This window comes from Vibrio maritimus (assembly GCF_021441885.1).
Lineage (GTDB): Bacteria > Pseudomonadota > Gammaproteobacteria > Enterobacterales > Vibrionaceae > Vibrio > Vibrio maritimus_B.
This window is the reverse complement of the sequence record NZ_CP090438.1, coordinates 2,523,111-2,548,922: the sequence shown is the minus strand read 5'-3', so window position 1 is coordinate 2,548,922 and position 25,812 is coordinate 2,523,111. Positions and strand designations below refer to the sequence as shown.

The window sequence follows — 25,812 nt, the reverse complement described above, 5'->3', positions numbered from 1 at the left end:
ATGAGGCCTCTACTGGACGTTACAAGTCAGGCATAGCACGTAGTGACCTTTCGGGTCATTGAAGCTCTCCATGAGCGAAGCATGTTGCTTAAGCTCGTTTGCTACAGGCAATAAGCTTTGTGGGATCCAAGAAGAGATATCAAGTCCCAAACTCACATGCACTTGCTTCATCAGGTCTTGCACAAATTGTTGTGCAGGGCTTAGTGGCTCTTCAACAAACATCACATCGTATTGTTCTAAGCTCGCTAACTCGGCCGCCAGAGCAACCGCATCGTCAAAGTCACCAATCTTATCGATAAGGCCGTGCTCAAGTGCGTCTTGTCCGGTCCATACTCGGCCCTGCGCCACATCATCGACTTCCGTCACGGACATATCGCGATTGTCAGACACTAGTGAGATAAAACGTTTGTAACCATGCTCGATACCCATTTGGAAGGCTTGTGAAGCGCCTTCATTGATGCCACGCGTGATCCCCACGCCAGAGAATGGAGTCGTGCCGACACCATCAGTATTGACGCCAATATTGTTGAGACCTTTTTCGAACGTGGTTATGACGCTAAAGATACCAATCGAGCCGGTAATTGTTGTTGGCTGTGCCATGATTTGCGATGCACTCATGGAGATCCAATAACCGCCAGACGCTGCCACACTTGACATAGAAACGACGACAGGTTTACCTGCATCTTTGAGAGCCTGAACTTCGTTGCGAATCACTTCGGATGCAAATGCGCTGCCTCCTGGGCTATCAACGCGAAGAACCACAGATTTTACACTGTCATCCTCACGAGCTTGTTTGAGAAGCGCTGCGGTTGTGTCGCCACCTATGGTGCCGCGTGGCTGCTCACCATCCATAATTGACCCGCTTGCAACAACAACGGCTACTTGGCTATCTGGATTGTCAGGAAAATCAAAAGGTACTGATGCGAGGTATTCATAGTAACCCACCGCGTTGAAGCCGCCGTCACCGTCGCTGCCGAATTCTTCGACCATAGCTTCGTTAACTTGCTGCTTAGTCGCGAGCTCATCAACCAACCCCATCTCTTTAGATAGCGCCGCTAGATCACCATCGACGTTTTTGAGTGATGCCAAGAAATCATCCATGCTCGGCGTTAGTACGCCAGGGTCAATTTCACGATTGGTTGAAACATCATCGACATAGGCTCCCCATAGCTGCCCAATCCAACGAGTTGCATTGGCTTTAGCGTCTTCAGACATATCGTCGCGAAGGAAAGGCTCGACAGCAGATTTGTAGGTTCCGACACGAAAAACATGAGTCGTTACGTCGAGCTTTTCGAGAAGCGTCTTAAAGTACATAGAGTAGGCGCTGTAGCCTTTGACTAACACTGCGCCATCTGGCGCCAGATAGACTTTGTCTGCATAGCTCGCCAGATAGTATTGGCTTTGGTTGTAGAACGCGCCGTAGGCATACACGGGTTTACCGGTTGCTTTGAATTCGTTGATCGCTTTAGCGATGTAACGCAGTTTCGTCAGGCTGGTTTCTGGCATGTCACGGAGTGATAGCACCAGTCCGGTCACTTTCTCATCTTGCGAGGCGTGACGAATGGTATCGACAACATCGAACAGCACATTTTCTTTAGGAAGATCTTGCCCAAACAGCGAACCCGTAAACGAATCCATCGGGTTAACGTAGGTGCTTTGCTCAACTATTGGTCCAGATAGATTCATAACCAACGCAGACGCTTTGGTTTCGACTTTTGCAGGTGCGTCGCTTTGCGTCAAAGCAAAGTAAAACACAGCGATCATGGCGAAGAAAAACAGATTCACAATGGCAAGCCTAGTGAAGTTAATTAACTTCCATATGCCTTTGAAAATCATACCTATAAAACGGAATACTTTTTTCATTGTCTCTCCACATCACACGTCAGGTGAGTGTTCATTTCCCTAAACATCAATTACTAGTGTAGCGCTGAGGTTAATAATTCGCTGTATGAATAGTGTAATTGTACGTGTAAGTTGCCGATATCTATCAGCGAGGGGTTAAGTGAATATAAATTAGAGACTTAACATACTAGATGAAGTTCAAAGATTCAGAAAGTTTTTCTGCTTATGTTGTCAGAATGTAAACGCTAGTTTGATTTTTTAACCTTTCCATAATATTCTGGTCAGACCACAACAAAAACAATGGAAGTGATGTCAGCCATGTACCCGAACTTACTTAAGCCACTGGATTTAGGATTCACTCAACTCAAAAACCGAGTACTTATGGGATCAATGCACACTGGTCTCGAAGAGCACAAAGAAGGTTTACACAAACTTGCGGCATTCTATGAAGAGCGCGCAAAAGGTGGGGTTGGGCTGATAGTGACAGGTGGTTTTGCGCCCAACCTTCGCGGTCGACTTGCACCATTTGCGGCAGAATTTAGTAAGCCTAAACATGCCAAAGCACACAAAGTGGTGACAGAAGCCGTTCATAAGCATGGCGGTAAGATAGCATTGCAAATCCTTCACGCAGGTCGCTATGGCTATCATCCATTTTCACAAAGTGCTTCCAAGATTAAATCACCGATTACCCCTTTTGCTCCAAGTGAAATGAGCAGTCGCCAGATCTGGAAAACCATTGATGCTTACGCTAACAGCGCTGCTCTCGCAAGAGAGGCAGGCTACGACGGTGTGGAAATCATGGGCTCGGAAGGCTATTTCATCAACCAATTCATCTGCCAGCGCACAAACGTCCGTTATGATGAATGGGGTGGCAGCTACGACAACCGTATTCGCTTGCCGCTAGAGATAGTGAAAGCTGTGCGCGCTGCCGTGGGTGAAGATTTCATTATTATTTTCCGCCTTTCCATGCTGGACTTAGTTGAGCAAGGCAGTACTTTTGAAGAGGTGGTGCAGCTCGGTAAAGCACTCGAGCAAGCAGGCGTGACCATAATCAACACCGGCATTGGTTGGCACGAAGCGAAGGTTCCAACAATTGCTACCCAAGTGCCGCGCGGTGCCTTTACGTGGGTGACAGAGAAGATTCGCCCGCACCTTTCTATCCCTGTTATTACGACTAACCGAATCAACACCCCCGATGAAGCCGAGCGCATACTTTCATCCGGTCATGCCGATATGGTTTCTATGGCGAGACCGTTCTTGGCGGATCCCCATTTTGTTGCCAAAGCCGAGCAGGGTGAGGCGCATTTCATTAATACGTGTATCGGTTGTAACCAAGCGTGTTTGGACAACGCCTTTAAAGGCAAGCGAGCGACCTGTTTAGTCAACCCACAAGCGTGTTACGAGACCGACTTGATTATTAAAAAGACGGTGAACAGCAAAAACATTGCAGTTGTTGGGGCAGGGCCTGCGGGACTTGCTTGTGCAACCACACTGGCTGAGAAGGGGCATTCGGTTGACCTATTCGAGAAGAACGATCGCATTGGTGGTCAGTTCCGACTTGCCATGCAGATACCGGGTAAAGAAGAGTTTAGAGAAACGATTCGCTACTTCGCCAACCGTATCGCCCAAACTGGCGTTAAGCTCCACCTAGAGACCGAAGCCACCGCTGATCTTCTGAAAGAATACGATGAAGTCGTGATGGCGACCGGTGTGAAACCGAGAATGCCTAAAATGGAAGGTATCGACAATAAAGATAAGGTTATCGACTATCAAACAGTGATTCGTGACAAGACTTATCTAGGCGAAAATGTCGCTATTATGGGCGCTGGTGGTATTGGTATTGATATCGCAAGCATGATTACCGAGCCCCAAGGTCAGACTCTGGATGACTGGTTATATGAATGGGGTATCGATAAAAACCTTGAACATCCTGGTGGGTTGTATCCGTTCCCAGATTCAACGACCAGTACTAACGTGTGGGTGATGCAGCGTAAAGAAGGGCGAGTCGGTAAAGGTCCTGGTAAGACAACGGGCTGGATACACAAGAAGACGCTTGAAAAACGGGGTGTGCACCTACTTGGTGGTGTGTCTTATGACAAGATCGATGACAAGGGTCTGCACATTACCGTCAAAGGAGAGTCGAAACTGATTCCGGCGGACAAAGTGGTGATATGTGCAGGACAAGAATCCGTCCAGCCGTTTGAAAATGAGTGGCCTGATTTCGGTGATAAACTGCATGTCATTGGTGGTGCCGACTATGCTGGTGAGCTTGATGCAGTGCGCGCAATTCGCCAAGGTGTAGAGCTGGCAGCCAAGCTGTAGCGCGTCATTTAAACCATTTAGAGAGAGGCAACAGGTCACTAATTGAGATCGGTTCTCATTGTAAGTGCGTAGACGTTAACACTTTGTTATTATAACGAAACGATAATAACCATAAGAGGGACGCGTTATGGATGCTTTAGACCTGTTGCTCAACCGACGTTCAATTGCCAAACTTTCAGACCCCGCGCCAGAAGGGGTCGTTCTAGAAAATATCATTAAAGCGGGGCTGCGTGCCCCAGACCACGCTGGTCTCACACCTTGGCGTTTTGTGTTAGCACAAGGGGAAGGCAGACAAAAACTCGCCAATATTCTGAGCGAAGCCGCCACACTCGCAGGCAGTGAGCAAGTGGTGATTGATAAGGCTCAAAAAGCGCCGTTTCGAGCGCCACTTGTTATCACAGTGATCGCTAAGGTGACGCCACACGACAAAGTACCTGCAATGGAGCAGTATCTTTCAGCCGGGTGTGCGGTACAGGCGATGCAGATGGCTGCCGTTGCTCAGGGCTTTCAAGCGTTTTGGCGCTCAGGCAAGTGGATGTTTGATGATCATGTTCGTCAGGCATTTGAGCTGGAGGGGCAAGATCAAATCGTCGGCTTCCTCTACGTTGGCACCCCTGGCTGCACACCAATGAAAGTACCTGAGCGAGAACTAGGTAAATTCGTTCACTTTCTTTAAAGCGATACCTTCTTAGAAGGACCCCGAAAGCTAACTGGCTATTTATACAGTTTTTTCTTGATTCTCAAAGGTAAGCTTAGTTAAGCTTACCTTTATTATTTCTAGAAACCGCCACATCTATGACACGTCTCTTTATTGCAGAAAAACCTAGCCTCGGCCGAGCTATTGCGGCTGCATTACCTAATCCTCAGAAGAAAGGCGATGGTTTTATCCAATGTGGCAATGGTGACGTTGTGACCTGGTGCATTGGTCACTTGTTGGAGCAAGTTGAGCCAGATGCTTACGATGAGCGTTACAAAAAGTGGAATCTAGCGGACCTGCCTATTGTTCCTCAGCAATGGCAACTGCGTCCTCGAAAGAGCGCTTCTAAGCAGCTTACAGCGGTGAAAAAGCTGCTTAAGACCGCCACGACAATAGTTAATGCAGGTGACCCAGATAGAGAAGGGCAACTGCTGGTAGATGAGGTTATTGATTACTGTAAGGTCTCCAAGGCCAAAAAAGAATCAGCGCAGCGACTTCTTATCAGCGACTTGAACTTGCCTGCGGTTAAAAAGGCGCTCAATGGAATGAGAATGAACAGAGAGTTTATTCCTCTCTCAGTGTCTGCGCTTGCACGCTCTCGCGCTGATTGGTTGTATGGAATGAACATGTCTCGCGCATACACCTTATTGGGTCAAAAAGCGGGTTACCAAGGCGTACTCTCTGTTGGCCGCGTTCAAACGCCAGTTCTGGGGTTAGTGGTTCGCCGTGATGAAGAAATCGAAAACTTCATTCCTAAAGACTATTTCACGTTGCATGCATTGATCCCATATCAAGACACCGGTCCTGCTTTTGATATTCGAGCTAAATGGCGTCCAAGTGAGGCGTGTAAACCGTGGCAGGATGAGGAAGGTCGCGTACTCAATCGCAAATTGGTCGAGAACGTCGCTGAGCGCATCAAAGGTCAACCAGCTAAGGTGGTTAAGTCGGAACACAAGTCGACGAAGCAAAATGCTCCCTTACCGTATTCATTGTCAGCACTGCAGATTGACGCCGCAAAGCGCTACAACATGAGTGCTCAACAGGTATTGGATGTCTGTCAGGCATTGTATGAGAAACACAAGCTCATTACCTATCCACGCTCCGATAACCGCTACCTTCCTAAAGATCACTTCTACCAAGCTAATGACGTCTTGGCAGCGATAAAGAACAACAGCAAAGAATACGCCTCGGCAGTAGATAACGCAGATAGCAGCCGTAAATCCAAGGCTTGGAATGACAGCAAAGTCGACGCGCACCACGCGATCATCCCCACGCCAAAGAAAACCAGCATGGTATTGTCTGGGTTTGAGGAAAAGGTTTACGGTCTGATTGCGAGACAATACGTGATGCAGTTTTACCCGCCTGCCGTCTATGCAGAAGCGATGTTGGAGTTCGACATTCAGGGGGGGCAATTTGTGGCTAAAGGTAAGCGCCTTCAAGAGCCCGGCTGGCGCGTGTTGTTAGGCAACAGTGCTAATGACCAAGAAGAGGGTGTCGATGCGGTTCCTCCGCTAGAAGTAGGCACGGTTCTCACTTGTCGTGAAGGCGAGATAGGTGAGAAGAAAACCGAGCCACCAAGACATTTCACTGAGGCGACTCTGCTGCAAGCGATGACAGGCATCAGTCGTTTCGTTGAAGATAAGTCCCTTAAGAAAATTCTTCGCGATACCGATGGTATTGGCACAGAAGCCACACGCGCAGGTATCTTGGATACGCTATTTAAACGTCAGCTATTGAAACGCCAAGGGAAGTCAGTACTTAGCACACCTGCTGGTCGAGGGCTTATTCATGCTTTGCCAGATGAATCAACGTACCCAGATATGACGGCTCATTGGGAGTTTCAGCTGCAAGGCATGGCAGAGAAGACACAGTCTTATGGCCCCTTTATGTCGGAGCTTAACAGCAAGCTTGATCAATTAATGAATCAAGTCAAAACGGGCCCCGTTCCTGAGTCGTTAAGGAATTTGCCGAAAGTCGAAAAACCCGCATTTAAAAAGTACAAAAAACGCCGCAGTGCGGGTGGAACCGCAAAGCGACGCAGTAAGTAACACTAGATCTGGTGGTTAGTTACCAAGGTAACTCCGTGCCATCATAGTTAAGGAAGCGACCGGAATCAGCGATAGAGGCTTGGCGGATAACGTTAAACAGCCCCTGCGCGGATGTTGTCGTTGAGATCAGCGCGTTGGGTCCGCCCATTTCGGTCTGTACCCAACCTGGATGCAGCGCTAAAACGGTAAACCCTTGCGAGGATAGGTCATTGCTCAGGCTCTTCACTACCGAGTTAAGTGCTGCTTTTGAAGAGCGATAGATATAGCCGCCGCCTGAGGTGTTTTCTGTCATGCTTCCTACCTTTGACGAGAGGCATGCAATCATCTTAGTGGGTGAGTTTCGAAGCTTGGGATAAAGTAGCTCAACCAATTTAAGTGGCGCTATGGTGTTAATCTCAAGTACTTTGCGCCACTCATCTAAGTCCGTGTTTCCAAAACCATAGCCTTTCGGACCGTAGTAGCCAGCATTGTTTATAAAAATATCGAGGTCAGGTAGCGTTTGCGCTAATTTTGCGACAGCCTCGTAATGGGTTACATCCAGCGTGTAAGTCGTTAGGTTAGATTCGCTGACTTCTAATGAGAGAAGCTCAAGGGCGTCACTAGGACTTCGATAGGTGGCGTGGACTTGATACCCAGACTCTAAATACTTTTTCGTCAGGGCGAGACCGATACCACGATTGGCTCCAGTAATGAATACGGTTTTCATGTTGCTCTCCTAGCGCTAGTATGACGCGTGACCTTTTTAATTCAGACGTTTAATTGAGAATAGAATACTTTGATTCCATTGATCTATCACCCTATTTACTCAGCGCTCGATCTCCCCGAAGGGCACCGCTATCCAATTCGTAAGTATGAATTGTTGTATAAGGCGATATTAGAGGCATACCTCGAGACATCGTGGTCACCCTTTCAGTTCTTCAAGCCAAGTGCTGTGAGCGTCGAAACAATTAAACAGACCCATTGTGGTGACTATACCGATGATTTAGTACTAGGGACGCTGCCAGCAGCGAAAATGCGCCGTATTGGCTTTCCTTGGAGTGAACGGTTGATAGAGCGTACGTTGACCTCTACGGGCGGCACGATGTTGACGGTCGAAAAAGCATTTGAACAAGGCATTGCCATCCATTTGAGCGGAGGCTATCACCACGCTCATTTTAATTATGGCAGTGGCTTTTGCTTGTTTAATGACTTAGCGGTTGCTGCACGACATGCCCTCACGCGAGGAGCGGATAAGGTGCTAATTGTTGATAGTGACGTTCACCACGGAGATGGCACAGCCTCCCTGATGAACGACAATCCAAATATCGTAACGCTGTCATTACACTGTGATAAGAACTTCCCTGCGCGCAAACCGAATTCTGATTTTGATGTCCCATTCTCACGAGGAACGAAAGACAAAGAATTTTTAGAGGGCTTTCAACAAGTGGTCCAGCTTGCACTCGATCTCCATCAACCTGATATCGTCATATTTGATGCTGGTGTAGACATTCACCAAGATGATGAGCTTGGTTTTCTGGAGGTGAGTCTCGAGGGTATTAAAGCGCGTGATAGTTGGATGCTGTCGACCTGCTACCAACGAGGCATTCCGATTGCGTGTGTAATAGGGGGAGGTTATCGCAGTCAACATGCTGATTTAGTACCGATTCATTATTCACTGATCGAGGCAGCCGCCCAACTGAAGGAGATTCCATGAAACATCGCATTCGTGCTGCAGGGATAGCAGTTAAAGATAATTGTGTTTTGATGCTGCGAGTTCAAGACCCTTACTCAGGTGAGTATTGGATTCCGCCAGGTGGTGGTTTTGAAGAGGGTGATGTCAGTACTAAACAGGGCTTGAAACGAGAGTTTAAAGAAGAGACCAATCTGGATGTAGAGGTCGGTGAGCTCATTTGCGTTCGAGAGTTTTATGAAACCTCCGCCGAGCGCTATCATGTCGAGCTGTTTTATCACATTACAGATTGGACGGGTGACGCCAACCTGCAGAATTTGCAAGGTTTAAACGATGAGGAGTATATTCAGGAAGTCGTCTGGCTGCCTATCGAAAAACTCACTGAGCATAAAACCTTTCCAGCCAATCTTTGTGAAGAGGTGCTGCCAATCATTGAAAAGGGTCATTACGCCACACATTTAGGTAGTTATGTTCAAGGCGAAGGTGAGAGCATCAACCGTCTTGACGGTAACGAGTGACTCACTGAATCGACTACAAAGCTACGCTACTATGGATAAATACAGCGTAGAACGCTATTATGCGCAGCCAAAGTTGACCTGCTAGACCATGAAGAGCCAGATATGAACAGGAAAAAGAAGATCAATCAGATCTTGAAAGCCAAAGCCAAGAAAGCCAATGCGAAAAAGCAGAAGAGCAACAAGCCGCGTTATATCTCGAAGGCTGAACGTGCCAAAATGGAAGCAGAAGAGGCATCGAGCCCAGAGTTGGTTGCTGATGCTCAACCGACAAACGATGAACAGAATGAAAAAGGCGCTACTGAGTAGCGCCTTTACTGTATCTGGGCTGTACTATTGAGACCGACCTCGTCAACTTAATCGACGATAGTGACCTTTTCTATCTTGATGGTATCAAGCGGCACGTCTTCATGACCCTTCTTAATGCCTGTCATGGCTTTCCCTATGTTATTGACGATATCCATGCCAGATGTCACTTTTCCGAATACAGCGTAGCCCCAACCGTTGTTGGTTTTCGCGGTATGGTCCAGAAAGTCGTTGTCATCGAGGTTAATAAAGAACTGTGCTGTGGCCGAATGCGGGGCGTCGGTGCGAGCGAAAGCAATAGTGCCCGTCGTGTTTTTTAGTCCGCGATTTGCCTCATTAGCAATCGGGGCGTGAGTATCCTTTTCGGTCATATCTTCAGTGTGACCACCACCTTGAATCATAAAGCCATCAATCACGCGATGGAAAATCGTGCCCTCATAGAATCCCTCTTCACAATAACGGAGAAAATTCTTTGAACTCACTGGTGCTCGTTCCATGTTTAGCTCAATTTCGATGTCGCCATAGGTGGTGGTTAAGATAATCATTGTATATTCTCTGAGGTGGGGTTGTAGCTGATTGTAGCAGGTTTCAAGAACTAGGTTTTGAAGGGCTAGAAATGAAAAAAGCCGCTGAATAATCAGCGGCTTCTTCGAATGTGGCGGAGAGATAGGGATTTGAACCCTAGAACCGCTATTAACGGTTGCCGGTTTTCAAGACCGGTGCTTTCGACCACTCAGCCATCTCTCCGTGTTGATGCGCATAATAATGGGCATCTCACTGTTTGTAAACCCTTAATTTTACTGTTTGCTTTAATTATAAGCAGTTGAGGCAAATTAATGGTTTGGGTGTCTAAAAACTACACATATGAGTAGTAAAAAGCCCCAAGATTTCTCTTGGGGCTGAAATATGGTCGGACTGACTGGATTTGAACCAGCGACCCCCGACACCCCATGACGGTGCGCTACCAAGCTGCGCTACAGTCCGATGGGATCAATCTAAACCAGAGTGTTTTGCTGGTCAAGGGTTTATATCACGTTTAACTGCTTGATTTACTGACTTTTTGAGTAGAAGCGTTGCAGCTCAGTAAAGCCTTGCATCAAGATAGGTAGCTTGGGGTTCTTATCTCTAATGCGATCGTAGTTTTCATCGTAAAGGCTATAGTTACCAAATTTATCGACAACGGTTGTCTCTTTACTGGTTATTAGGGCGAGTTCGCGAGTATCGCCAGCAATGATCCATTTACGCTTGCGCTCATCAAACAGGTTACGACCGCTGCTGTAGTTTTTCGCGCTGGTCGACACACCGCTCAAGTCTTGCATTATCGTCGCTGCTAAATCCAAATGACTTGTCATATGGGTATAGTCAGCGGCCAGTTTCCCAGGCCAGTGGATGACCATAGGGACGCGCAACTGATACTGACTATAGTTGGTGTTGGATCCCCAGCTACGTGTCTTAGTTTCGTTGAACTCTGTACCGTGATTCGACGTTAGGATGACCACGGTGTTACTCATTAGGTTTTGGTCTACTAGAGTTTGTAGAATCTTACCAAACTCAGCGTCTGCTGCAGCGGCAGCGGCAGAGTAAGCACTGACAAAACGCTGTTCAGCGGTCAGTGCATCAGAGTCTGGTTGGTAGTCACTGAAGTTGTCTACCGTAGTCAGTTCTATGAAACTAAACCATGGTTTGTTTGAGCCATTAATGATGGCATCACTCCACTGCTCAATAGCCGCATTATCAGAAATGGTTCTATCAAGTGTCTCCGACTCGGTTGCCGTTAAGTCGGCCATTGGGAATTTTCTGAAGATGGTTTCGCTATAAAGGTCATCTTCGAAGTTATCGCCACTGAAAAGCTCAAAGCGATAGCCTTGATTCGCTAGAATGGACATCATCAGCGGCTCAGAGCCCTGTGCTTTGATGCTGCTCGCATAACTGCTCGGAAGACCGTACATCAATCCAAAGGCACCAAAGTCATCATTACTCGAACTGTAATGATTGACAAAGTTTTGATTGTTCAACGCAAAACCGTATGCAACCGGCATGTTTTGCGGGTTAAGCATGTCCGCACGCAAATTATTGATGCTAACCACGAGTACATTGAGATTTTCAGAGCGACGGTTGAACTCGATTTCAGTTAAAGGGTAACTAACGAGGTCGGCAGCGCCTTCATTGTCTCTGAGCTTTTGAAGGTATTCATCTCTATCTAATAGACCGTGCTTCTCCATAAAGGATTTAGCTGTCATTGGGTACGATAGAGGGAAGTTCGCTTTCTGAACCGTAATCGGGTTATAGAAAAATGCATCCGCCCACATGAAGATCATATGGCTTGCGATAAAGCAGACGAAGAAAAGTGCAGCAATTGGGCGCCCGACGTGCTTGTGAGACAGTTTACGTTGTTTGCGCCACACCCATTCAGCGAGCGCTAACTGCGCTAGGAATATAGGTGGCAACACGATAAATAAGTGCTGAAGATCGGAGCTGATCGGACTCGTATCATCGCTGAATAAGAGATCCCAAACGACAGGTGATAGGTGGAGATTTATCGTTTGATAGGCTTGCGTATCTATAAGTAGGACAGTCAAACCAAAGGTGGCAAAACAGACGGCGAGTAATCTAAACAGTTTTCGCGACGGTACAATAAAGGTGAGCGGGAAAAGCACCAAGAGGTACAGCGCAAAAACTAAAAATCCGAAGTGGCCAATCCAAGAGGCGAGTAGATAGACTTGCCCAAACAAAGTGTCGGGCCACGGCGAGGCAGCAATATAACGCGTACCGATAAGCATCGCCGCGATAATATTAAAAAACGCAAACCAGTGTCCCCAGCCTACTAGGCGAGACACTCTTTCTCCGTATGAATTTCCGCTATCTACCATCTGCCGTTCAGTCTATCCGTTCTTAAATTTTAGTGTTGGTCTTTTGTTTCTAGGGATGAAATCAGAGCCTTAGAGAATTTTTCCGCAATTGCTTGGCGTTGTGAAGGAGCAACGTTTTGATTTAAGACATTGGTTGCGATATTCCCTGCGATCATCAAAGAAAGTTCTGCGCTCGCGCCGTGTTTGTCTAGAACAGCGGCAACTTCGGCAAGGATGTCTTCAACTTGTTGATCGGTATATTTAGATGTAATTGGCATAAAGACTCTGCTAATGATAATGAAAGCGGCTTATGATACCCTACTCTGCATCACAAACGAAACAGCAACCATGATAAATTCACAATGAGTTTGAACCTATCTAACGTAATTTTACACCAGTTAGCAATAAATGAGCAGGAAGAGCTTGTCGTTCAGTATCGCCAAGAGATGCTTCAAAATGACAGTTCTACTGAAACTCTAGTCGCTGAACTGCATCGTGTCTTCAATTCGAAAGCAGGAAAAGGGTTTGGTTCCTTCACGAGCGAGAGTGATTTCCAAATTTGGCTAAGTGAACTGCTCAAAGGCGAGAAAGATTTCTATAGCTTTTCTCAGCAGAGCGCAGAGCGATTAAAGACCGAACTGGCGAAGTACCCATTTGCCGAAGCGGGCACTTTAGTGATGGCTCAATATCAGTCTCTGGCTACAGATTATCTGTTCATTGGTTTACTGCCTTCATACAACAGTTTGCAAGTGACTGAAGGTTTGAACATTGGTTCTATTGATTACCTCGATATTGCCAAAATGGATATCGCGGCACGTATTGACCTGACAAGCTATGACCTTGATAAGAGCTCTAATCGTTATTTGACCTACATTAAAGGACGTGTTGGTCGCAAGGTTGCTGATTTCTTTTTAGACTTCTTGCAAGCCGAAGTAGGCTTAGATACCAAACAGCAAAACTCGATACTGATGCAGGCGGTCGAAGATTATTGTGCCGATGCACAGTTGGATAAAGACGAAACGGTAAACTACAAAAAGCAAGTGTACGATTACTGTAATGACCAGCTGAAATCGGGTGATGAAGTTCAAATCAAAGAGTTATCTGGAGAGTTACCAAGCAATGAAGGTGCAAGCTTTTTGGATTACACCCAAGAGCAAGGTTATGAGCTAGAAGAGAGCTTCCCAGCCGATCGCTCGACCGTTCGTAAACTCACTAAATTTGTGGGTGCTGGCGGTGGTCTAAATCTAAGCTTTGATAGTCTGTTGTTAGGCGAGCGCGTGTTCTACGATCCAGATACAGATACGTTGACGATTAAAGGCACACCACCTAACTTAAAAGACCAACTCACTAGAAATCGTTAATTCGTTAAAAGCGCTACTTTGTAGCGCTTTTTTGCTGATGACGTCTTTGTGCTAAAACTATATAGGGTAAAGGAAAAAGCCTAGTTTTGTGTCGAGAGGGACCGATTGTTGAATCTATTCAAGCGTCTTAATGGTATTGCTGTTGCCATTGTACTGTTGTGGTCTATCGCAGTCGCGAGTGTTGTTTATGTGTCATCTCAAGAAGAGAAAATAACGCACTTAATTGACGAAATAACCTTTAGTATCGATAAACTTCGTCAAACTCTGTTCCTTGCTCAACCTTACCGAGCCCGCTTTTCTGAGCAGCTAGAGCTAGAAATTCAGCTCATTCACGCCCAGACGGTTCAATTAAAGTCGCTCACCCAGTCGGATTTATTATCCGATGTCTCCCATACCGTCTATCTGCTAGAGCGTTTTGTAGAACAGGCGCAGTTGTTGGCTCGCGATGAAGCGCGAATGGATACTTTTATCACTAGTATCAACGACAAACCTCAAGATCTTAGTGACCCCGCACTATCGCTGAGCAATCGTTTATCGGCAGTAGTATTGGATACCTTATTCAACGAATCCGTTGAACCCCGACAAGTTTATTTGAAGCTAGAAGATATCCAAAGAGAAGCCTACCGACTGCCAAGCACAGACCGTATCCATCTTCTTGAGCTGAACTCACAAGCTTCAGTTTTACTTTCTCAGTCTGCAAACACTGAATTTTTGGTTGAGCGTGTTGTTAATCATCCCGTTATGACCGAACTGTCTTTACGAGAGCTGCAGTCGGAGCGCTTAGTCAGTGGGCAGGTACTGTTTGTTTCACTAGCAAGCTTAGTGGCGATACTTTGTTTATTTTCACTGAGCCTGAGTGGAGGGCGCGTTGCTAGGGCTGATAATGAGTCAGAACTAGTCTCTTACCAAGACGAGCTGCCCGCGGGCAACGCTCAATCCACAGCTGCGGATGAACCCCAAAACACCGAATCTTCAGTGAGTGATACAAAACAATCGGATCGTCAACTGGATCGTCATCTGAATCATAGAGAAGTCCCATCAGGTGAAGCCCAAACCGATGACTCAGAGTCACCAACATTGGCCGTGGTTAAGTCAGAGCAGTCGACGGAAAAAGCGAAAAAAGAAACCTCGGTATCGTCAATTCAGTTTGAAAATATGTTGAGTACGTTGGATGGCGACCAAGAGTCTATGCTGCTTTTGCTTGGGGTTTTCGTTTCGGAACACAGGAATGATGCGGAAAAGTTACGTGACCTGGTGGATTCAGACATCGAGAAGGCAACGCGCGTAGCTCATACGTTAAAAGGCGTATCAGGCAGTATTTTTGCTGAAGAACTGCGACAAAGCGCCATTGTGGCAGAGCAACAGCTCAAAGATACTCAGTCTTTGGAGCCTGATGCCATCGATGAGCTTGAGCGTTGTTTGAGTATGGCCATATTGTCGGCAGAAGACTACATCTCAACACAGAGTCAGCAATAACGCTTAGTAATTCGCCAAATTTAGACTATAAATATCAATAGTTAACGTGAATTTTACGTGGCTCACTTATAGTGGCGGTAATATACCCGAGTAATTATCTGACGTTGAGGTCTCCAATGAAACATCTGCATCGCTTACGCAGTGCATTACTTCTTTTCTTTGTCACTTTGGTTTCTGGCTGTTCGTTATTGGAGATCCAGCTTGATAGCCAGACGACGCCTTTGACAAAACAAGAGCTCAACATGCGTTTGATGACGCGTGAATTCAGCCGTGAGTTCTTCACTCAAGTTGAAATGACCGCTGATTCTCTATCCTCAAAGTACGATGAAACAGATGTGATGAATCAGTCGCATATTTTACTTTGGAAAATTCATGCGGAAGAGGGGCTACAACAGTCTGCCTATCAGGTTTCACCCGCTGCAGGACTGATCGATACCTGGGTGTTTACTCTGCAAATGGAGCAGTTCTTTGTGTCTGGTCCGGGTAAATCTATGTTTATCACCGAAGAAGCCACCCAAACCGCAATTAAGCTCAGCACCGAGATTGATCAGCTAGCCAAGTCGTTATTTAAGTCTGACAGCTATTCAACCACCAAAGAGTTTGTACAGAAGTTTGCAGCGTTGCATCCTTTTGAAAATCTGATGTTTGCTCGTGTCCCTGCGTATCGTGAATGGTTAAAGGCTCAAGGAATTGATGAGAGTGAGGTGACCACTACACTGGGAACTATGCCTGAAGCATTATCAGATGTTTCAGATCGCCTGTCGTTAATGTCAGAGCAAACACCAAAGCTGATGACTTGGAAGGCTCAACTGATAGCGCTTAACAGTAATGTGAATGGCGATGACATCCGTGGTGCGATTCAGAGCTTCCAAGTGAGCGCGGAAGCGTTTCGTGATTTTGTCGAGAACAATCCAGAATACATGCGCGATCTGGCGCAAAAGATGGCGATTGAACTTCAGCCATTGCTTAATGACCTCGACGTGAAAACACAAGATAAGTTGACACAACTTAGTGCCGAGCGCCAAGCGCTAGATGACATGGTTGCTCGAGAGCGTGAAGAGCTGATCAAGATGATAGAGCGAGAGCGCAAAGAGATCGCGGTCATTGTGAATAGTGAACGCGAGTTGTTTGCTCAGGACCTAGATAAGATTTCACAGGATGTACTGACTCTTGCTGTAGAAAAGCTGATTCAGTTAATTAAAAGTACGATTGTTTACTTTATCTTATTCATTTTAGTGATCTTCTTTGCTCCTCTAGGATTAGGTTACGCCTTGGGTAAGCGGGCTCAAGTGAAGAAAGAACGGAAAATAGCAGACTAATAATGAAAAGGCTCCCAACGGAGCCTTTTTGCTATATAGCGACTGTAAAAATCGCAATAACTGGTTGGGTTTGTGAAAAAAACTTCATCAATATGTGAATTTGCTCTTGTGTTATGGCTCGGAAAATTTTATAGATGGGGGAGCCTTTATTTAAATTCACACGGAGAGTAATTCAATGAGAGTAGGTTTAGTCGGTTGGCGTGGCATGGTGGGTTCTGTTCTGATGCAACGCATGGTCGAAGAAAAAGACTTTGATGTCATCGAACCCGTTTTCTACAGCACGTCTCAAATTGGTATTCCAGCGCCAAACTTTGGTAAAGATGCCGGACTTCTACAAGACGCTTTTGATATTGAAAGCCTAAAACAACTAGACGCCGTGATTACCTGTCAAGGTGGTAGCTACACTGAGAAAGTGTACCCAGCACTTCGCCAAGCTGGCTGGAAAGGTTATTGGATTGATGCTGCTTCTACTCTCCGTATGGACAAAGATTCAATCATTACCTTGGACCCAGTGAACCTTGGTCAAATTCAAGATGGTCTTATCAAGGGTACCAACACCTTTGTTGGCGGTAACTGTACCGTTAGCTTGATGCTTCTTGGCTTGGGCGGTCTATACGAGAAAGGTCTTGTTGAATGGATGAGCGCAATGACGTACCAAGCGGCTTCGGGCGCAGGTGCGAAAAACATGCGCGAACTTATCTCTCAAATGGGCGTAGTAAATGACTGTGTGACTTCTGAACTGGCAAACCCAGCGAGCTCTATTCTAGATATTGATCGCAAAGTGGCTGAGACCATCCGTTCATCTTCGTTCCCAACCGATCAATTTGGTGTACCTCTAGCAGGCTCACTCATTCCGTGGATCGATGTGAAGCGTGAAAACGGTCAGAGCAAAGAAGAGTGGAAAGCCGGTGTTGAAGCAAACAAGATCCTTGGTTTGCAAGATAGCCCAATTGCTATCGATGGCACATGTGTTCGAATCGGCGCAATGCGTTGTCACGCGCAAGCTCTAACCATCAAACTTAAGCAAGATGTGCCAATGGATGAAATCGAAGAAATCATCGCAACGCACAACGATTGGGTGAAAGTGATTCCAAACGATCGCGATATCACAGCTCAAGAGCTAACACCTGCGAAAGTAACTGGCACTATGTCTATCCCGGTTGGTCGTCTAAGAAAAATGGCGATGGGTAACGACTTCCTCAATGCCTTTACCGTGGGTGACCAGCTATTGTGGGGTGCAGCTGAGCCACTACGTCGTACACTGCGCATTATCTTGGCTGAGAAGAAAGGTTAATTTTTCTCATTCATCCAAGTTTGAAAAAGCCCTCTTAAGAGGGCTTTTTAGTTTCTGCTATTTTAAATCTTCAGAATCGACGTCAACAACTCTTTTGTCAGGTGTCGCCAACTCACTACCGCAATGCTTGCAGTGCAGTGCATCACTTTCATGACCCGACTTTGAGCAGTTTGGACACTTAACCAAGTTTCTATGGGTCTTCATTTCTTGGCCTAGTTCTGCCGTAATGATTCCCGTAGGGACGGCAAGAATGGAGTAGCCGAGCAGCATTGTCAGCGAGGCGAGCCCTTTACCAAGCGGTGTACTTGGTACTAAATCACCGTAGCCAACCGTTGTAATGGTCACAATTGCCCAGTAGATACTTTGTGGGATGCTGGTAAACCCATTCTCTGGTCCCTCTATAACATAGATAAGCGAGCCAAATATCGTCACCAATATCGCAACCGTGCTAAAAAAGACCAAGATCTTACGACGCGACATCAGCAGTGAACGAAGCAAAATATTCGAGTCTTGCAGATACCGAACCAGTTTAAGGATTCGAAATATGCGCATAACGCGAAGCAGTCGTATCACCCCCATAAAAGTGGCTGACGGGAAAAGTAGCGCTAGGTAGGTCGGAAGAATCGACAGTAAGTCGACGACGCCGTAGAAGCTGGTGGCGTAAGCCTTTGGCTTTGGTGAGCAATATAGGCGCACCAGGTACTCAATGGTAAACAAGGCCGTAAAGAAATACTCCAGAAGGACAAAGGTGTTATCCCACTCGCCGGATAGCCCTTCAATAGAGTGCAGCACGAGTACAGCCAGCGATATTAAGATCGCGATGATAAGAGTAATATCAAAAATTCGACCTGCACGGGTGTGATGACCAAAGATGATAATGTACAGCTTGTGCTTTAAGCGGTTGTTTTCCATAGCAAGAGTTTATAAGTCTTCAATATGGCTAGTATATACCCAAGACGCGGCAAGGGGCAGTTTTGCTCGGACAAGAGTCGTTTCGTTTATCGCGAGGGAGAGTGCCAATAGAGACAAGAGAAGTTCAAGCACCTTGGTAACAAGGTGCTTGAGAGGGGCAAAGATGTGAGGGAAAGGCTAGGTCAGTTAAGCGAGACCTGGGAAAAGTGCTTTTAGACCATTCGCCATAAACTCAATACCCAATGCACCAAGGATCAGACCCATGATACGCGTGATCACATTGATACCCGTTTGGCCAAGGAAGCGCACGATAAGTGGCGCAGAGCGATAAAGCAGCCATGAGCAAAGGGCGAAGACGATGATACTAATAATGATACCAACCGTTTCAACCATGCCAGGGTAGCGAGCGCCATAAACAATCGTCGAACTGATAGCACCAGGGCCAGCCATAAGCGGCATCGCAAGTGGTACAACACCGATTTGCTCTTTACTTACGTACTCTGACTTTTCTTGTTTGTTCTGCTTATCCTCACCCAACTTACCCGACATCATAGAGAAAGCGATACTAAGCAGCAGCAATCCACCCGCTACGCGGAACGAGTCTAAAGAGATGCTGAACATATCTAACAGGATCTGACCTGCCAATAATGACGTAATAAGGATCACTGCAACCGCAATGTTCGCTGTGGCCGCTGTTTTGTTTTTGTCCTCGGGTGACATATGCCCCGTCAAAGACACAAACACAGGCATGATCCCAACCGGGTTTACCGCAGCGACCAAACCAAGGAAAAACTGCAAATAGATTGCAAATTCGATGCTACTCATAGACTTATCTCAATGAAGGAATGGGACGTAATGCTATGCATTTATGTCCAAGCAAAAAGTGCGGGTAATGTACGACATTGCAGCGGGATAATCGACTAAAAATTGATGGCTATTTAAGACAAATAGTTCGTAGATATGAAGTGGGAGGTCTGGTGTGCAAATATGAATAGATTATGAAGGAAAAGTTCGTGCCACAACCGAGGTAACATACCTTTACGTTGCAAAAATGTTGCTCATGTCTTGTTTTGATTATTTTTACGCCATGGGTTGAAAGAAAGTAATGTCATCTACATATACTTAGTAGCACGAGGGTGACGTTTTACTTGTCTTTGCCGTACAAAAGTGAAACTTTTTTACACAATTGTTAGGTGTTATGAAAAAAAAATACTGAATGGTGCTTTTTTGAGCTTGGTATTTTACTTGGGTAACATCAATTAAAACAACGGGTTACGTCACGCAACCCTTTGGGGTTACTACTATGTAGGTAAATTACTTTTCAGATCTGATCTGAGTCAATTTTTTTCATAGCGTGAAAGATTATACTCAGCTCTGAAAGCAGTTTACTAAGTAGAGTTGTTCTGTTGTTAAGTGATTCATTAGCAGAAGTAGCTAACTTACTAAAAAGTTTTTAGTTTTTTTATTTTAGGAGATTCCTTATGCCTGTAACAAATATGGCTGAACTAGATGCAATGGTTGCACGCGTTAAAGCGGCACAAGCAGAATTTGCAACTTACTCGCAAGAGCAAGTAGACAAGATTTTCCGCGCAGCATCTCTAGCAGCTAACCAAGCTCGTATTCCTCTTGCACAACAAGCGGTTGAAGAGTCTGGTATGGGTATCGTTGAAGACAAAGTTATCAAGAACCACTTCGCGTCTGAGTTCATCTACAACAAGTACAAAGACGAGCAAACTTGTGGCATTCTTGAAGAAGACGACAACCTAGGCACTATGACTATCGCTGAGCCTGTAGGCATCATCTGCGGTATCGTACCAACAACTAACCCAACTTCTACTGCAATCTTCAAATCTCTAATCTCTTTGAAGACTCGTAACGGTATCATCTTCTCGCCACACCCACGTGCGAAGAACTCTACTAACGATGCAGCTAAACTAGTTCTAGATGCAGCAGTAGCAGCAGGTGCTCCAAAAGACATCATCGGTTGGATCGATCAACCATCTGTAGAGCTTTCTAACGCTCTTATGAAGCACGACGACATCGCTCTTATCCTTGCAACTGGTGGTCCAGGCATGGTTAAAGCAGCTTACTCTTCTGGTAAGCCAGCAATCGGTGTAGGTGCAGGTAACGTTCCTGTAGTTATCGACGAAACTGCAGACATCAAACGTGCAGTAGCTTCGATCCTTATGTCTAAAACATTCGATAACGGCGTAGTGTGTGCTTCTGAGCAGGCTGCAATCGTTGTTGACTCTGTGTACGACGAAGTTAAAGAGCGTTTCGCTTCTCACAAAGCATACGTTCTAAGCAAAGCTGAAGCTGAGAAAGTACGTAAAGTGCTTCTAATCGACGGCAACCTAAACGCTAAGATCGTAGGTCAACCAGCTCCAGCAATCGCTGAGATGGCAGGCGTTAAAGTTCCAGCTGACACTAAAGTTCTAGTTGGTGAAGGTCTAGGTAAAGTTTCTTACGACGACGCATTTGCTCACGAGAAACTATCTCCAACTCTAGGTCTATTCCGCGCTGACGATTTCGAAGACGCAGTTGCTCAAGCAGTAACTATGGTTGAAATCGGTGGTATCGGTCACACATCTGGTCTGTACACAAACCAAGACGTTAACGCCGACCGCATCCGTTACTTCGGTGACAAGATGAAGACTGCACGTATCCTTGTAAACATCCCAACTACTCACGGTGGTATCGGTGACCTTTACAACTTCAACGTAGCGCCTTCTCTAACTCTAGGTTGTGGTTCTTGGGGTGGTAACTCTATCTCTGAGAACGTAGGTCCTAAGCACCTAATCAACAAGAAAACTGTAGCGAAGCGAGCTGAAAACATGTTGTGGCACAAACTACCTAAGTCTATCTACTTCCGTCGTGGCAGCCTTCCAATCGCAATGAGCGACCTAGAAGGTAAGAAGCGTGCATTCCTAGTAACTGACCGTTTCCTATTCAACAACGGTTACAGCGACGAAGTAGTGAAGCTACTTAAAGCTCAAGGCATGGAAGTTCAAACTTTCTTCGACGTAGAAGCGGATCCAACGCTATCTGTTGTTAAGAAAGGTGCAGAAGCAATGCAAAGCTTCCAACCAGACGTAATCATCGCTCTAGGTGGTGGTTCTCCGATGGATGCTGCTAAGATCATGTGGGTAATGTACGAGCACCCAGAAACTCACTTCGAAGAGCTTGCAATGCGCTTTATGGACATCCGTAAACGTATCTACAAGTTCCCTAAAATGGGTCAAAAAGCTGAGCTTGTATGTATCACTACAACATCTGGTACTGGTTCTGAAGTTACTCCATTCGCAGTTGTTACAGACGACGAGACTGGTGCTAAGTACCCACTAGCTGACTACGAACTAACTCCTAACATGGCTATCGTTGACGCGAACCTTGTTATGAACATGCCTAAGTCTCTAACAGCATTCGGTGGTTACGATGCAGTAACTCACGCTCTAGAAGCTTACGTATCAGTTCTAGCGAACGAATACTCTGACGGTCAGGCTCTACAAGCACTTAAGATGCTTAAAGAGTACCTACCTTCAAGCTACGCGAACGGTGCAAACGACCCAATCGCTCGTGAAAAAGTACACAACGCAGCAACTATCGCTGGTGTAGCATTTGCGAACGCATTCCTAGGTGTTTGTCACTCAATGGCTCACAAGATTGGTGCTGAGTTCCACCTACCACACGGTCTGGCGAACGCACTACTAATCTCTAACGTTGTTCGTTACAACGCAAACGACAACCCAACTAAGCAAACTGCGTTCTCTCAATACGACCGTCCACAAGCACGTCGTCGTTACGCTGAAGTCGCTGACCACCTAGGCCTAAGCCAAGCTGGTGACCGTACTGCTCAGAAGATTGAACGTCTACTAGCATGGTTGGAAGAGCTTAAGAAAGACCTAGACATCCCAACTTCTATCCAAGCTGCAGGTGTTGCTGAGTCTGACTTCCTAGCTAAGCTTGATGAGCTAGCGGTTGAAGCGTTCGATGACCAATGTACTGGTGCGAACCCACGTTACCCACTAATCTCTGAGCTTAAAGAAGTTCTGAAAGCGGCTTACTACGGTAACGCATTCGTTGAAGGCGAAACTTTCGAAGGTACAACTGTTATCAAGAAGAAAGCAGACCAAGAAGCGAAGCCAGCTGCTAAAGCTAAAAAAGAGAAAGCTGAAGCTTAATTCAGTAGTAGATTTTCGCTAGCACGAAATCTAATTCGGGAAAATTAGTAAAGCCCCTTCAGAAATGAAGGGGCTTTTTTTATGCGTTTGATTCAGAAAAACGAGTGATGATTACGCTTTTGTGCCCACTATGCCTCCGCACTTACCACACGACCACTGAAGTAGTCATTGCTGACAATGTATTCGGTCGTTCTTGTTAACTCATCCTGGATCCGCGACCAGTTAGCATCAATGTGATAGCCATGAGAGCTCACCGGAATCACGCCACCGACACGAATATTGCGTGGCTTGAGCTCACGAGCCCAGCTTTTGGTAAAGCCAGTGACAATAGAAGAGGTGTTGTCTAAATCGGTAAAGCACTGCTCAGGCTCTTGCGCAACTACATTGACGATAACGCCTGAGTGCTTTTCAGACATCCGGTCTGCAGCAACTTGCCCAAACAAAAAGAGACTGGATGCGAGCAGCGAAAATTGGTTGATAAACTTGTTGCTATCACTGACATCGGTCAGTGATTGTTTCGGTAGTGATGTCCAGTGATTAACCAAGACATTGGGTGGTCTGCCGACATGGGTTTCTATGTCATCGAAAATGCGTTCTATCGAGCTGGGAGTCATGTCGGTAATGTGAACCTTAGTGACGAGCTCCGTGACCTCCTGGCAACGCCGGAATGTGGCGCTGAGCGCATTGTTGTCTTTATCGCAAAGTACTAGGTTTGCTCCAAGGCGTGCGAAATGCAGTGCAATCATTGCACCTAAGCTGGTACCAGCAGATGTAATCAAAACTACCGAATTTTTAATGATCATAGTTACCCCGAAAGTGCCGGTTTCGGATACAGTTTGGCGAAATGCCATTCCCCTGAAGTAATAACTTGGTAGAAAAACTGTGAGTCAAATGTGAATAACTTCAAGTTTTTGTGGATAGGAAAAATATCAAACCGTTATTTTAGCGATAAATCACACTCTGTACGGAAAAACTGGACAGCGTTACATTAGAAACCACTAAAAAATAGGGGTTAAAGGTGGATAGACATTCCGTCCTTACGATGCGCGGTGGATAACTGGTTGTAGAGAATATCGATTGTAGGTTTCGGAGCAGACTTTTGACCAAGCTGACGGCGAGTATGACCAGAAAGGTTGTGGTATACCTCCTCGGCAAGGCCGTGAGTATCCACAGGGGCATAGTTGAGCGGTTCTGGTCGGCTGTAATGTTGCAGTTTTGCGCTAGGTAGGCCGCCATCATGAAACTGCTTAGCGATGCTGGCAGAGACCTCGTAGTCATCAAGTTCGCCTTGCAGTTTTTGTTCGGTAGGGACATCGAAGCGTTTTCTCAATATTGCTTCATCAGTAATCTTGGTATCAACATCCTCAGTCACTGAGGTTTCACGAGAGTCTTGAGAGAACATAGACAACATCAACGCAAAGTCTGCACGTCTACCTTGCTCTACGGCGCGATTAAGCGACGTACCACACTGTAGCTCGTTGATTAAATTGGCTTTGTCTAAATGATGAATTTGCATAAAGTCCTCTCGTTACAAAGACTTTATCGGCAGGAGCATAGAGAGCTTTAGAGATAAAATAAAAAAAGACCTGTATTAACAGGTCTTTAAGAAAAACTCGGTAAGGAGCGGATTACTTAGCTAGGTTTTCTTCTACGAATGCCCAGTTAACTAGTGCCCAGAAGCCGTTCATGTAGTCTGGACGAACGTTACGGTAATCGATGTAGTAAGCGTGTTCCCATAGGTCTACTGTTAGTAGCGGAGTCACACCTTCTTCTGTTAGTGGAGTTGCTGCGTTAGAAGTGTTAACGATGTCTAGAGAACCGTCAGCTTTCTTAACTAGCCAAGTCCAAGAAGAACCGAAGTTGTTGATTGCAGAATCAGTGAACTTCGCTTTGAACTCTTCGAATGAACCGAACGCAGCGTTGATTGCGTCTGCAACTGCACCAGTTGGCTCGCCGCCAGCGTTAGGCGCTAGACAGTGCCAGTAGAACGTGTGGTTCCAGATTTGAGCAGCGTTGTTGAATACACCACCAGAAGACGTCTTAACGATTTCTTCAAGTGTTTTACCTTCAAACTCAGTCCCAGGGATAAGACCGTTTAGCTTAACAACGTAAGTGTTGTGGTGCTTACCGTGGTGGAAATCTAGTGTTTCTGCTGAGATGTGTGGTTCTAGAGCGTCTTTCGCATAAGGAAGTGCTGGTAGTTCGAATGCCATTGCTCGCTTCTCCATTGATTATTAACGGGTTTTTACCCTGATTGCTTCCAAGTATATTTTTTATTGAGTCGTGTGTTGACTGACTGCTTGCTATTTTAGCAAGTTTTTACTTTATTAAAAGAGTTGGTGATAAATTAATTGTGATGTTTTGTTTACTTAGCTCTTGATAGTAAGGGTTTGGGTAGCTCGCATCACATCTTAGCTACAATAGTATAACCACAATATTATTGTGCTTTTTATTCTGTGACGATTCGCTAGAATGTGAACACATTCGCAGTACAAGCATTTCGAGGAAGCAATGGAAACGATCGATAAAATCAAACAGCAAATTGAAGAAAACACAATTCTTCTTTACATGAAAGGTTCACCTAAATTGCCGAGCTGTGGCTTTTCTTCACAAGCAGCTCAGGCACTAATGGCTTGTGGCGAAAAATTTGCTTATGTAGACATCCTACAAAACCCAGACATCCGCGCAGAGCTACCAAAGTACGCTCAATGGCCAACTTTCCCTCAACTATGGGTTGAAGGCGAGCTAATCGGCGGCTGTGACATCATCGTAGAGATGTTCCAAAAAGGCGAACTTCAGCCAATCATTAAAGAAGCGGCAGCACGCAATGCGGAGGAAGGTGACGCTTAAGTCTTCTTCTGATTGAGCTCAAAAGAGCTTAAGAGCTGACCCCTCCTAGCCTCCCGCTTGCGAGGGGAGGAACGGACTGCTCGCTGACGCATCGCCCCACTTTACGAGTTGCGGCGCGACGATAGGAGCGAGCAGTCGTTCTCCCCCTAAAATAGGGGGAGCTAGAGGGGG

22 protein-coding genes and 2 tRNA genes are annotated in these 25,812 nt (G+C 46.0%); 12 read left to right on the top strand and 12 right to left on the bottom strand.

Annotation, left to right across the window (positions count from 1 at the left end; all coding sequences use genetic code 11):
- Nucleotides 1-9 precede the first annotated feature (9 nt).
- On the bottom strand, nucleotides 10-1,863 hold the full coding sequence (gene sppA / locus LY387_RS11555) for a signal peptide peptidase SppA (RefSeq protein ID WP_234494221.1): 1,854 nt from the start codon (nucleotides 1,861-1,863) through the stop codon (nucleotides 10-12).
- A gap of 288 nt (nucleotides 1,864-2,151) precedes the next feature.
- Here sppA and LY387_RS11550 point away from each other — a divergent pair, with 288 nt between their 5' ends.
- From LY387_RS11550 to LY387_RS11540, 3 genes are all read left to right on the top strand, one after another.
- Nucleotides 2,152-4,164, top strand: a complete 2,013-nt coding sequence (locus LY387_RS11550; protein ID WP_234496107.1) for an NADPH-dependent 2,4-dienoyl-CoA reductase — start codon at nucleotides 2,152-2,154, stop codon at nucleotides 4,162-4,164.
- Between the two features lie 127 nt (nucleotides 4,165-4,291).
- Nucleotides 4,292-4,840, top strand: coding sequence for an NAD(P)H nitroreductase (locus LY387_RS11545; RefSeq protein ID WP_234494220.1), 549 nt, complete (start codon nucleotides 4,292-4,294; stop codon nucleotides 4,838-4,840).
- Nucleotides 4,841-4,959: 119 nt separating this feature from the next.
- Nucleotides 4,960-6,909 carry a DNA topoisomerase III gene (locus LY387_RS11540; RefSeq protein ID WP_234494219.1) on the top strand — a complete coding sequence of 650 codons (1,950 nt, stop codon included), beginning with the start codon at nucleotides 4,960-4,962 and terminating at the stop codon, nucleotides 6,907-6,909.
- 19 nt (nucleotides 6,910-6,928) lie between these two features.
- Here LY387_RS11540 and LY387_RS11535 read toward each other — a convergent pair whose 3' ends face one another.
- On the bottom strand, nucleotides 6,929-7,615 hold the full coding sequence (locus LY387_RS11535) for an SDR family oxidoreductase (protein WP_234494218.1): 687 nt from the start codon (nucleotides 7,613-7,615) through the stop codon (nucleotides 6,929-6,931).
- A gap of 69 nt (nucleotides 7,616-7,684) precedes the next feature.
- Between LY387_RS11535 and LY387_RS11530 the strand changes: the two genes are divergently transcribed.
- The 3 genes from LY387_RS11530 (at nucleotide 7,685) to LY387_RS11520 (ending at nucleotide 9,402) form a co-directional block, all read left to right on the top strand.
- A complete protein-coding gene (locus tag LY387_RS11530) occupies nucleotides 7,685-8,602 on the top strand; it encodes a histone deacetylase (RefSeq protein ID WP_234494217.1) in 918 nt (305 codons plus the stop codon).
- Nucleotides 8,599-9,096: an NUDIX domain-containing protein gene (locus tag LY387_RS11525; RefSeq protein WP_234494216.1), complete on the top strand. Its 498-nt coding sequence runs from the start codon at nucleotides 8,599-8,601 to the stop codon at nucleotides 9,094-9,096. Before LY387_RS11530 ends, LY387_RS11525 begins: the two co-directional genes overlap by 4 nt.
- Before the next feature lie 102 nt (nucleotides 9,097-9,198).
- Nucleotides 9,199-9,402, top strand: coding sequence for a DUF2986 domain-containing protein (locus LY387_RS11520; protein WP_234494215.1), 204 nt, complete (start codon nucleotides 9,199-9,201; stop codon nucleotides 9,400-9,402).
- Between the two features lie 47 nt (nucleotides 9,403-9,449).
- Here LY387_RS11520 and LY387_RS11515 read toward each other — a convergent pair whose 3' ends face one another.
- From LY387_RS11515 to LY387_RS11495, 5 genes are all read right to left on the bottom strand, one after another.
- Nucleotides 9,450-9,944 carry a peptidylprolyl isomerase gene (locus LY387_RS11515; protein ID WP_234494214.1) on the bottom strand — a complete coding sequence of 165 codons (495 nt, stop codon included), beginning with the start codon at nucleotides 9,942-9,944 and terminating at the stop codon, nucleotides 9,450-9,452.
- 111 nt (nucleotides 9,945-10,055) lie between these two features.
- Nucleotides 10,056-10,146 (bottom strand) — tRNA-Ser (locus LY387_RS11510).
- A 160-nt stretch (nucleotides 10,147-10,306) separates the two neighbouring features.
- Nucleotides 10,307-10,383 (bottom strand) — tRNA-Pro (locus LY387_RS11505).
- A gap of 65 nt (nucleotides 10,384-10,448) precedes the next feature.
- The gene (locus LY387_RS11500) at nucleotides 10,449-12,269 is read right to left on the bottom strand and encodes a DUF3413 domain-containing protein (protein WP_234494213.1); all 1,821 of its coding nucleotides are present in this window, start codon (nucleotides 12,267-12,269) and stop codon (nucleotides 10,449-10,451) included.
- 29 nt (nucleotides 12,270-12,298) lie between these two features.
- Entirely contained in the window at nucleotides 12,299-12,526 is a 228-nt protein-coding gene (locus LY387_RS11495; protein WP_042474173.1) for a YejL family protein, read from the bottom strand.
- 84 nt (nucleotides 12,527-12,610) lie between these two features.
- Here LY387_RS11495 and yejK point away from each other — a divergent pair, with 84 nt between their 5' ends.
- The 4 genes from yejK to asd all read left to right on the top strand — a co-directional run bounded on the left by yejK (nucleotide 12,611) and on the right by asd (nucleotide 17,698).
- The gene (gene yejK / locus LY387_RS11490; protein WP_042474175.1) at nucleotides 12,611-13,609 is read left to right on the top strand and encodes a nucleoid-associated protein YejK; all 999 of its coding nucleotides are present in this window, start codon (nucleotides 12,611-12,613) and stop codon (nucleotides 13,607-13,609) included.
- Nucleotides 13,610-13,717: 108 nt separating this feature from the next.
- Nucleotides 13,718-15,085 carry an Hpt domain-containing protein gene (locus tag LY387_RS11485; protein WP_234494212.1) on the top strand — a complete coding sequence of 456 codons (1,368 nt, stop codon included), beginning with the start codon at nucleotides 13,718-13,720 and terminating at the stop codon, nucleotides 15,083-15,085.
- Nucleotides 15,086-15,201: 116 nt separating this feature from the next.
- Nucleotides 15,202-16,404 carry a chemotaxis protein gene (locus LY387_RS11480; protein WP_234494211.1) on the top strand — a complete coding sequence of 401 codons (1,203 nt, stop codon included), beginning with the start codon at nucleotides 15,202-15,204 and terminating at the stop codon, nucleotides 16,402-16,404.
- 175 nt (nucleotides 16,405-16,579) lie between these two features.
- Nucleotides 16,580-17,698 carry an aspartate-semialdehyde dehydrogenase gene (asd, locus tag LY387_RS11475; RefSeq protein ID WP_234494210.1) on the top strand — a complete coding sequence of 373 codons (1,119 nt, stop codon included), beginning with the start codon at nucleotides 16,580-16,582 and terminating at the stop codon, nucleotides 17,696-17,698.
- 57 nt (nucleotides 17,699-17,755) lie between these two features.
- Here the strand turns inward: asd and LY387_RS11470 are convergent, their stop codons facing one another.
- Both LY387_RS11470 and LY387_RS11465 read right to left on the bottom strand, forming a co-directional pair.
- Nucleotides 17,756-18,610 carry an ion transporter gene (locus LY387_RS11470; protein ID WP_234494209.1) on the bottom strand — a complete coding sequence of 285 codons (855 nt, stop codon included), beginning with the start codon at nucleotides 18,608-18,610 and terminating at the stop codon, nucleotides 17,756-17,758.
- A 186-nt stretch (nucleotides 18,611-18,796) separates the two neighbouring features.
- Complete coding sequence (locus LY387_RS11465) at nucleotides 18,797-19,435, bottom strand: YchE family NAAT transporter (protein ID WP_042474190.1); 639 nt, start codon at nucleotides 19,433-19,435, stop codon at nucleotides 18,797-18,799.
- A 656-nt stretch (nucleotides 19,436-20,091) separates the two neighbouring features.
- Between LY387_RS11465 and adhE the strand changes: the two genes are divergently transcribed.
- A complete protein-coding gene (adhE, locus tag LY387_RS11460; protein WP_234494208.1) occupies nucleotides 20,092-22,791 on the top strand; it encodes a bifunctional acetaldehyde-CoA/alcohol dehydrogenase in 2,700 nt (899 codons plus the stop codon).
- A gap of 128 nt (nucleotides 22,792-22,919) precedes the next feature.
- On the opposite strand, the gene LY387_RS11455 is transcribed toward adhE, so the two are convergent.
- The 3 genes from LY387_RS11455 to sodB all read right to left on the bottom strand — a co-directional run bounded on the left by LY387_RS11455 (nucleotide 22,920) and on the right by sodB (nucleotide 25,004).
- Nucleotides 22,920-23,594: an SDR family oxidoreductase gene (locus tag LY387_RS11455; protein WP_234494207.1), complete on the bottom strand. Its 675-nt coding sequence runs from the start codon at nucleotides 23,592-23,594 to the stop codon at nucleotides 22,920-22,922.
- Between the two features lie 209 nt (nucleotides 23,595-23,803).
- Nucleotides 23,804-24,307 carry a VC2046/SO_2500 family protein gene (locus LY387_RS11450; RefSeq protein WP_234494206.1) on the bottom strand — a complete coding sequence of 168 codons (504 nt, stop codon included), beginning with the start codon at nucleotides 24,305-24,307 and terminating at the stop codon, nucleotides 23,804-23,806.
- A gap of 112 nt (nucleotides 24,308-24,419) precedes the next feature.
- On the bottom strand, nucleotides 24,420-25,004 hold the full coding sequence (gene sodB, locus LY387_RS11445) for a superoxide dismutase [Fe] (protein WP_042499104.1): 585 nt from the start codon (nucleotides 25,002-25,004) through the stop codon (nucleotides 24,420-24,422).
- Nucleotides 25,005-25,302: 298 nt separating this feature from the next.
- On the opposite strand from sodB, the gene LY387_RS11440 reads away from it, so the two are divergent.
- Entirely contained in the window at nucleotides 25,303-25,641 is a 339-nt protein-coding gene (locus LY387_RS11440) for a Grx4 family monothiol glutaredoxin (protein WP_042474195.1), read from the top strand.
- The last annotated feature ends 171 nt before the right edge of the window (nucleotides 25,642-25,812 follow it).